The following is an 8,780-nucleotide window of genomic DNA, read 5'->3' on the forward strand; positions in this document are numbered from 1 at the left end:
GATAGCTAACTCACAAACAGCTTGCCATAAAGTATCATCAATTGAGATTAACTCACGACCATATCGCTGTCGAAAAGTAGACTCTCCCGGCCAACGTACTTTGCATCCTGGCTTAGCGGGCCTAGTAGCGGCTAAATGTGTCTGAATTCCCTCAACAAGGGCATCACAGGCCGCACGGCCACCCAACTGCTCTGGATCAAAAACCATAAACACCTGGCAACTACCACCACCGCTTCCACGCTGAACTGAATCAATTTCATGGCTTGGCCTCCCTTGCGCGAGTAAAGCGGCCATTGCATCAAGTAGAATCGCAAGCCCTGACCCCTTCCAATAACCGGTTGGAAGCAAGCGCCGTGTCGCGGCGATAGCAGCGGGATCGCGACTCAGCTCTCCACGCTCATTGAAGCCACCATCAATAGGTAACTGTTCACCTTTTAACTGTGTTGTTTGCAACTTTCCATAGGAAAATTGAGACATCGCCATATCGAGTACTAGTGGGCCTGAACTATGCGGTACAGCCATCACTAATGGATTATTACCGATAGACTGCGATACCCCTCCCCAAGCAGGCATGCAAGACTCGGTATTGGTCCACATAATCGCAGCGAACCCTTGCTCGACTGCACGCCATCCGTAGCTTCCTCCACGCATCCAATGGGTAGTATCACGTAACGCTACCAGCCCCATACCGTGTTCACGCGCTAATGCGATTGCTCGATCTGTTGCACTAAGAGCGTTAAGCACACCAATGCCTTGGCCTCCGTCAAGCACCTCAATCGCTCCTAACCGCTGCACAACGCTTGGCGTAGCATTAATATTTATCCATCCACGTCCAACATATTCAATAAACCGGGGGATCCGACCAATCCCATGAGAATGGACACCATCGCGAGTACTTTCAGCATGAATTTGGGCACAGACTGCCGCATCATCTGGTGCGAGACCCGCCTTTAATAGTGCCTTTTCAAGGGTATTTTGCAATGTCGTAAAATCAACGTCAGCCATATTTTCTCCAAACATAATGAAGGTGCTTTTATACTCAAACGAAATAAAAGGACTTAATATAACCGTGCATATTTTTTAATTCGTAGCTTAAAAAGGCCACTCTTGAGAGTGGCCTGTTGTCATTAACATTTATACACGCGAACGTCTTAACTCTCTCGTGCACCATCGACTAAACGACGTAGTTTTAATGGGTTTTCCTGTTTAATAGCAGCGGGCAATAGCGCATCAGGAAGGTCTTGATAGCAAACCGGGCGCAGAAAGCGGAAGATTGCTGCCGTACCTACAGAGGTAGTACGTGAGTCGGATGTTGCCGGGAACGGCCCGCCGTGGACCATTGCATCACACACTTCAACCCCGGTTGGCCAGCCGTTAACCAAAATACGACCTGCCTTGCGCTCTAGCGTCGGCAATAACTCTCGTGCGGCTTCCAGATCAGCATCATCCATTTGTAGCGTTACAGTCAGTTGGCCTTCCAAATGCTCTGCAACTTGCTTGAGTTCTGCGGTATTAGCACACTCAACGATTAACGAGGTCGAACCAAACACCTCTCCCTGCAATGCTTCATTGCCAAGAAAATCCTGGGCGCTGGCTACGAACAAGCCGGTTTGACACTGGTTGGGGCCATCACCCTTCTGCCCTCGCGCGATTTCTTGTGCCTTACCACTGTCGACAAAACTCTTCACACCGCTTTCGTAGGCTTCGAAAATACCTGGCGTCAGCATTGTTTGCGCGCCACTCGCTTTAACGGCCTCACCTGCGGCTTCGATAAAGGTGTTGAGCTCGGTTCCCTTAACCGCAATGACCAGCCCCGGGTTAGTACAGAACTGGCCTGCGCCCATGTTGAGTGAGCCAACAAATGCCTTGCCCATCTCTGCGCCACGCGACTTGAGGGCCGCAGGTAGCGGGAAAACCGGATTAATAGAGCTCATTTCAGCGTAGAAAGGAATCGGCTCGGGCCGTGATTGAGCAGCTTTCCAAAGCGCTAAACCTCCACTTCTTGAGCCTGTGAAGCCAGCAGCCTTGACACGTGCATCAGAAACCAAGGCAGTGCCCACTTCTCGGCCAGAACCAAACATAAGCGAGAAAACACCTTCTGGTAAAGCGCACTTTTTAACGGCAGACTGTATAGCACGGCCAACCAGCTCGCCGGTTCCTGGATGGGCAGCGTGGGCCTTAACGATGACAGGGCAGCCAGCCGCTAGTGCAGAAGCGGTATCACCGCCAGCGACAGAAAATGCTAGCGGAAAATTACTCGCACCAAATACAACAACCGGGCCTAGTGCAATATGACGCTGACGAAGATCAGAACGTGGCATAGGCTGACGATCTGGCATAGCCGGATCAATGCGTACATCCAACCACTCGCCAGCGCGTACAGTTTTTGCAAACAGACGTAGCTGCCCACAGGTACGCCCACGCTCCCCCTGAATTCGAGCCTTCGGCAAACCAGACTCAGCCACTGCGCGCTCAATCAGGTCTTCGCCAATCACTTCAATCTCATCAGCGATAGTTTCCAAGAACCTGGCTCGGTCCTCAAGTGAAGTGTCACGATAAATATCAAAGGCGTTCCAAGCCAACTCGCAAGCCCGCTCGACTTCGGCTTGAGTACCACCCGCATAGGCCGGTTCAAGGAGCTCGTTGGTTGCTGGGTTTATTGCCTGAACGGGACTACGGCTACCTTTAACAGCCTGTTGTCCTATGAGCATTTCACCTGTCAGATTCATCTTGCCTCCTAAATGAGAGTGGTTTTCGTAGTTTCTCGGTTTAGACCAAGCGTTACTTACATTTTTCTCGCGCACCTAGCAGTACCGCGAGCACAGCCCAAAATCTGTTGCTTTGATTGTCTTCAACCGCGCTGAGAAATTAGGCTACTTCGCTTTCGCGACTCGCACTTTTTTACCGCGACAACTTTCGAGTATAGCTAGCCCGAAGCAGTGTTTTTCTGGTTGGTACGATAGTTCTGCCACAACGTTAGCACCAACAAGGCCAAAGCAATGATCAAGAAGGTGATGCTGATGGGACGTGTGAAGAACGGTGTCCAGTCTCCCTGGAAGGACTGTAACCCTCGACGTAAATTTGACTCAGCAATCGGCCCTAAAATCAGCCCTAAAATGACGGGCGCAGTCCCGAAACCATAGCGGTTCAAGAAATAGCCTAAAATGCCAAAGCCAAGCATTAAGTAAAGATTGAACACATCTCCATCCACGCCGTACACGCCGATAAAGCAGAACACCAAAATGGCAGCAAGGAGCTGTTTTCTAGGCACAGTAAGCACCCGAATAAATAGCTTAATTCCGAGGCACATAATCAATAGCATGAAGATGTTGGCAATCAGATAAGCTAGAAAAATGCCGTATACCGTGCCACTTTGATCCGCAAACAGAAGGGGGCCTGGAGTGATCCCTTGAATCATCAGCCCACCAAGCAGTACCGCCGTCGCTGCTTCGCCTGGAATCCCCAGCGCGAGCGTAGGTATCAGTGCCCCACCAAGCAATGCATTATTGGCGCTCTCTACAGACACAATACCCGACGCATGACCCGAACCGAATTTTTCGGGGGTTTTGGAAAAGCGTCGTGCTTGGTCATAGGCTACCAGTGAGGCAATACTCCCCCCAGCGCCTGGAATAGGACCGACCACCGATCCAGAAATCACACCGATTACGACAGCTTTCCAGTGTTTCAACGTTTCAATAAAACGCGGGCGTGCAATATCAATGCGATGCGCACTCTCTTTCATTCGCTCGTGAGGGTCGTACTCAAATGTATCTTTAAGCACCTGAGAAACGGCAAACAGGCCAATAAGGGCTGGCAATAAATTAACCCCTGTCAGCAGCGAAAGTTCGTTAAAGGTAAATCGGCCCACGCCGGTGATAGGATCAGTTCCGATAGTCGATACAAAAAAGCCGATCAGGCCGGCAATTAAACCTTTGAGTAACGACTTACCAGCGACAGAAGCAATGATAACCAAGCCAAAGATACTCAAAGAAAAGTATTCAGCAGGGCCGAATCGTAGGGCGAACTCAGCGATGGGCGGCGCCAATAGGCTGAGAATAACCATGCTCGCGACACCGCCAAAGAAGGAGGCTACGATCGACAAGCCAAGTGCACGGCCCGCTTCGCCCTTCTGGGCCATGGGAAAGCCATCGAAGGTGGTCGCTACCGATGAGGGGGTCCCGGGAATATTAAGCAATATCGCTGGAATTGATCCGCTAGCACCGGCGCCGCAAAGCGCTCCTAGCAGCATACCTATTCCCGCCACGGGCGGCATACCAAAGGTCACCGGCAACAGTAGCGCTATCGCCATTGCCGAGGTCAAGCCGGGGAGCGACCCCATAATGATGCCGAGCAGAGTGCCGCCAGCAATGGCCAGTAACGTGCTGATTTGCAGCACCATACCTAGGCCATCGAGATAACCTGAAATCATATAAGTCTCCCAAATCTCAGGAAAAGAGCTACCCGCTTAAGTCGGGAGCGGAATTTTGAAAAGAACGGTAAAAACATAAAAAATAGCTACGGCTAATATCGTGGAAAACACTAGGGTAGAGAGAAACGACTTCCATCTCTGAGACATCGAAAGCGTCGACCATACGCCGCTTATCACTACGAATCCCATTATGCAGAAAAAGGTAAAAAGCCCTGTGCTGGCGATATATCCAATTCGTTCAAATGCAAAGATATAGCCCGTCAGCAAGGCCACAACAAACAGCCATTGCGCGATACTTCGTACCTGTAAAGCATGTGGGGTATCCGAATGTATTTGCTTGGCTATCCACCATTCTCGCGCATCTTTAATCAGACACGGAATAGCAAATAGAAATATCAATCCAGATAACAGCTGAGGGAAAAAAGCAGGTGATAAATCCCCTACGATTTCGATGTTGGGTAGCGCTGTAGCTGCCACAAAAGCACTTGCCGAAGCGACCAGTAGAAAAAGATTAAATAGCGGCTTTCCAATATCACGTTCCATTATTCAGACCCCAGCCCCTTCTTAATGGCAGCCCCATCATGTTTTGATTAATGACAAAGCAGCCAAGCCATGGAGGCCTTGGCTGCACAAGAGAGCTTTTAATTGGCTAGATCGCCAGCGGCTTCGCGCATGACGCCTGCGGATTCATTGATGAAAACATCAAGCTCTTCACCGTAAAGAGGCGATAGATCAGTACCCAAGTTGCTGGCCGTTTCTTCATACGAGCCGTCGCTTATGATCTGCTGAATCGCCGTCACCCAGCGCTCCTTCACTTCATCAGAAGTACCTTTAGGAGCTACAATGCCGCGCCACACGGTAAGCGTAAGATCGTAACCAGACTCCTGAAAGGTGGGCACATCAGGTAAATTGTCGCTACGTTCGGCGTAAGTAGTCGCAAGCGCATTCAATCGACCGGATTCCAGCGCTGAACGTAGCTCTGCCCCGCCCAGCACTACCGCTTCAACGTGCCCGCCCATAGCGGCGGAGATAGCTTCAGAGCCACCCGGGTAAGGAATAAGGTTGAAGTTGGAATCGGTGCGGTTGGCGATAGCATTAGCGGTAATGTACGCAGAAGAACCGACACCCGACGCCCCAATCCGGATAGCGCTATCTGAAGCGGCTTCCACCAGGCTATCCAGGTCCTGGTAAGGGCTATCTTCGCTTACCGCGATGAGGTACGGCTCTTCGATGATTTTCGCAATAAAATCAAAATCATCATGCGTAAACGGGACGTTACCCATCGCTTCGAGCGTCAACATTGCATTACTAGCGGCAAGCAATGTATAGCCGTCGGGTTTAGACGCGACCGCACGCGACATGCCCACCGCACCACCGCCGCCCGCAATATTGCGAATGACCAGGGTTTCTCCTAGCTGTTCTTCAAGCAACGGCTGAAGCGCCCGGACAAAGGTATCGTTACCACCACCGGCCGAGAATGGCACAATCATATTGATACTTTTATTAGGGTAATCATTTGCAATAGCCTGACTACCAGCGACAAGCCCTACGGCCAGTGTTAGCGTGCCTAATAATTTTTTCATTGTTAAGTTACCTCTATCTAGCGTTTATAAGCCCAATCACTTTTTGAAGTTATTTCCGGCGACTGGGTCATTCGTACCGACTTAGCGCACTAATGCTGGCCTTTTGGGATCAAAGGTCCAGCCATCAATTAAATGCTGCATCGCCATGGCGTCGTTACGTCCGCCTGCCGGTAAACTGCGATAAAGTTCATGGGCTTTTTCGATCTGATCCATATCAATTTCAATACCCAAACCAGGCGCATCAGTAACCGCCACTTTCCCATCAACGATCTCGGGTGGGTTATGCGTCAAACGAGCATCTCCCTCTTGCCAGATCCAGTGGGTATCCAGGGCCGTCGTACGCCCTACCGCCGCTGCGCCCACGTGAGCAAACATGGCTAACGAAATATCGAAATGGTTATTGGAGTGAGAACCCCAGGTCATACCATGGTCCTGGCAAAGCTGTGAAACTCGCACAGCGCCTGACAGTGTCCAGAAATGCGGGTCGGCCAGCGGTATATCCACCGAGCGCAGCATTAAAGCATGTGCCATTTCACGCCAGTTAGTCGCTACCATGTTAGTTGCCACAGGTAACCCGGTAGCATGACGAAATTCAGCAAGAACCTCTCGACCTGAAAAGCCTTGCTCAGCACCGCACGGATCTTCTGCATATGCAATGACGCCATGCAGATCCTTACAGAGATGAATGGCTTCATTTAGCGACCAAGCGCCGTTCGGGTCGATCGTGGTGCGCGCGTCAGGGAAAGCTTTATGCAGCGCCTTGACCGCTTCTATCTCCTGCTCACCCGGCAGTGCACCACCTTTGAGCTTGAAGTCTTTAAAGCCGTAACGATCATGAGCGGCTTGAGCCAACTCTACAATACGCTGGGGTGTCATCGACGCTTCATCGCGCTGGCGATACCACTCATGACTTACCCCATCTGTACCGCGGCGGAAGTCGAGCGGCGTGGCGTGACCATCGCCAATGAAGAACAAGTATCCCAACACTTCGACGCTATCGCGCTGCTTACCGTTACCCAATAGCTCAGCAACCGGTACGCCTAAGAACTTACCCATTAGATCAAGCAAAGCGGCTTCTAGTGCCGCAACCGCATTGATGCGCAACTCAAAGGTCCAAGACCCCTTACCGAAATCCTCGAAGTCAGCGCTACGGCCCGCATTATTGAGCGAGGAGACCATAGAGCGTAAACGGCTAATCGACTGCCCCACCACAAGCTCTCTTGCCTGCTCAAGTGATTGTTCAATCGTTGCACCGCCAGGGGCCTCGCCGACGCCAACGTTGCCAGCGCTATCCTTCAAAATAACCAGGTTACGAGTGAAGTAAGGCGAATGCGCCCCCCCGATATTGAGCAGCATGCTATCGCGGCCAGCAACAGGTATGACCCGCATTTCGGTTATTGTGGGAGTACTGTGACTTGGCATAAACACTTCTCCATCATTCTACTTCTTCAGCGCGTAACCATTTTAGGTGTCAGCTTTTGAAATCACGAGGGCGGCAAAACGCCAGCCCTTATGAACTAACAGAAATACTTAAAAAGACTTTGCTTTCTCAACCAGTTGCTTAAGCTGACCCATCTCTTGATCATTAGGCATAGTCAGGGGCGCGCGTACACTGCCGCCTGGGTAGCCCACGATGCCAGCTCCTGCTTTAACCAAGCTCACTGCATACCCCGGCGTGGTGTCGCGCAAAGTAACGAAAGGAATGAAAAACTCGCGGGTTACGTTCTTAACGAACTCACTGTCGCCTTGACGCATTGCCTTGTAAAACTTCACGGCCATCTCCGGCACGAAGTTAAAGACCGCCGAGGAGTAGGTGCTTACACCAATGGCCAAGTAAGCTTCAGCAATGATTTCTGCCGTTGGCACGCCGCCCACATAGGCCAAACGGTCACCTAGCGTTTTGATGGTGATGTTCAGCGTTTGCATATCGCCTTTACCATCTTTTAATCCGACCAGGTTATCGCAACGATCGGCTAACGCCTTGACACCATCTACCCCCAGATAACCGTTAGCACGGTTATAATAGATAACACCTAGCTCAGTTGCTTCACAAACACTAGCAGCGTAATCAACAATCCCGGACTGCGAGCACTCGGTAAGATAAGGAGGCATTAACAAAATGCCGTCGGCACCTGCTTCCTGGGCGGCTTTAACCTGTTCTTTCGCCAGCTCGACATTTTGGCCCGCACTCGCAATGACCGGCACATCTCCACCGATGGTTTCAACAGCCACCTTAACAATTTCACGATACTCGTCGATCGTAATATTAAAAAACTCACCCGTACCGCCAGCGACAAAGAGTGCGGTCACTTCATAATCTTTCAACCATAGCAGGCGCTTACGGTAACTTTCAGCATCAAATTTACCGTCAGCATCGAAATCAGTTACAGGGAAGGAAAGCAGGCCGTCAGAAATAGAAGCTTTAAGCGTCGCTTTGGAAAAGTTCATGGTAATCTCCTCATTTTTATACAGTAAGCGAACCTAGACGAGCGGTGACTCGTGTGGCTCAGTCATTTAGTACCGGGTTGAATATTTCAATATCATATAGCCAACATTGTCATACATCATACAAAGTTTCCTCTAGACTTTAGCCTAAGACGGTACTGAATGAGACAAGGTTATCGATCAGAACGTGGAGCTGATAACTGGCTAAGTAACTGAAAATTAATATTAATATCAAAAAACACTAGGCAGCAATGTGCAGATGAACCACGGGCCCTGTCTGAAAATTGCCAGGCTCAGCAATACAGCGTAAAAATCAGCTCAGC

7 protein-coding genes are annotated in these 8,780 nt (G+C 50.5%); all 7 read right to left on the minus strand.

Features of this window, described 5'->3' with window-relative positions:
- Positions 1-1,005 (minus strand): 3-dehydro-L-gulonate 2-dehydrogenase (gene yiaK / locus ACT3T7_RS18255; RefSeq protein ID WP_444631899.1); only part of this gene is annotated, 1,005 nt, incomplete at its 3' end.
- Positions 1,006-1,151: 146 nt separating this feature from the next.
- A complete protein-coding gene (locus ACT3T7_RS18260; RefSeq protein ID WP_444631900.1) occupies positions 1,152-2,729 on the minus strand; it encodes an aldehyde dehydrogenase (NADP(+)) in 1,578 nt (525 codons plus the stop codon).
- Between the two features lie 197 nt (positions 2,730-2,926).
- Entirely contained in the window at positions 2,927-4,429 is a 1,503-nt protein-coding gene (locus tag ACT3T7_RS18265; protein WP_444631901.1) for a tripartite tricarboxylate transporter permease, read from the minus strand.
- 36 nt (positions 4,430-4,465) lie between these two features.
- Entirely contained in the window at positions 4,466-4,972 is a 507-nt protein-coding gene (locus ACT3T7_RS18270) for a tripartite tricarboxylate transporter TctB family protein (RefSeq protein ID WP_444631902.1), read from the minus strand.
- A 98-nt stretch (positions 4,973-5,070) separates the two neighbouring features.
- Positions 5,071-6,012 (minus strand): tripartite tricarboxylate transporter substrate binding protein, encoded by a 942-nt coding sequence (locus ACT3T7_RS18275; RefSeq protein WP_444631904.1) that lies wholly within the window; start codon positions 6,010-6,012, stop codon positions 5,071-5,073.
- A gap of 81 nt (positions 6,013-6,093) precedes the next feature.
- On the minus strand, positions 6,094-7,434 hold the full coding sequence (locus ACT3T7_RS18280; protein ID WP_444631905.1) for an enolase C-terminal domain-like protein: 1,341 nt from the start codon (positions 7,432-7,434) through the stop codon (positions 6,094-6,096).
- A 108-nt stretch (positions 7,435-7,542) separates the two neighbouring features.
- Positions 7,543-8,460, minus strand: coding sequence for a 5-dehydro-4-deoxyglucarate dehydratase (kdgD, locus tag ACT3T7_RS18285; RefSeq protein ID WP_444631906.1), 918 nt, complete (start codon positions 8,458-8,460; stop codon positions 7,543-7,545).
- Between the last annotated feature and the right edge of the window lie 320 nt (positions 8,461-8,780).

It is taken from the genome of Halomonas sp. 111, assembly GCF_052379685.1.
GTDB lineage: Bacteria > Pseudomonadota > Gammaproteobacteria > Pseudomonadales > Halomonadaceae > Vreelandella > Vreelandella citrativorans.

Coding starts and splice junctions, on each gene's coding strand:
- ACT3T7_RS18260 (WP_444631900.1), bottom strand. CDS start 2,729: ATGAATCTGACAGGTGAAATGCTCATAGGACAACAGGCTGTTAAAGGT.
- ACT3T7_RS18265 (WP_444631901.1), bottom strand. CDS start 4,429: ATGATTTCAGGTTATCTCGATGGCCTAGGTATGGTGCTGCAAATCAGC.
- ACT3T7_RS18270 (WP_444631902.1), bottom strand. CDS start 4,972: ATGGAACGTGATATTGGAAAGCCGCTATTTAATCTTTTTCTACTGGTC.
- ACT3T7_RS18275 (WP_444631904.1), bottom strand. CDS start 6,012: ATGAAAAAATTATTAGGCACGCTAACACTGGCCGTAGGGCTTGTCGCT.
- ACT3T7_RS18280 (WP_444631905.1), bottom strand. CDS start 7,434: ATGCCAAGTCACAGTACTCCCACAATAACCGAAATGCGGGTCATACCT.
- kdgD (WP_444631906.1), bottom strand. CDS start 8,460: ATGAACTTTTCCAAAGCGACGCTTAAAGCTTCTATTTCTGACGGCCTG.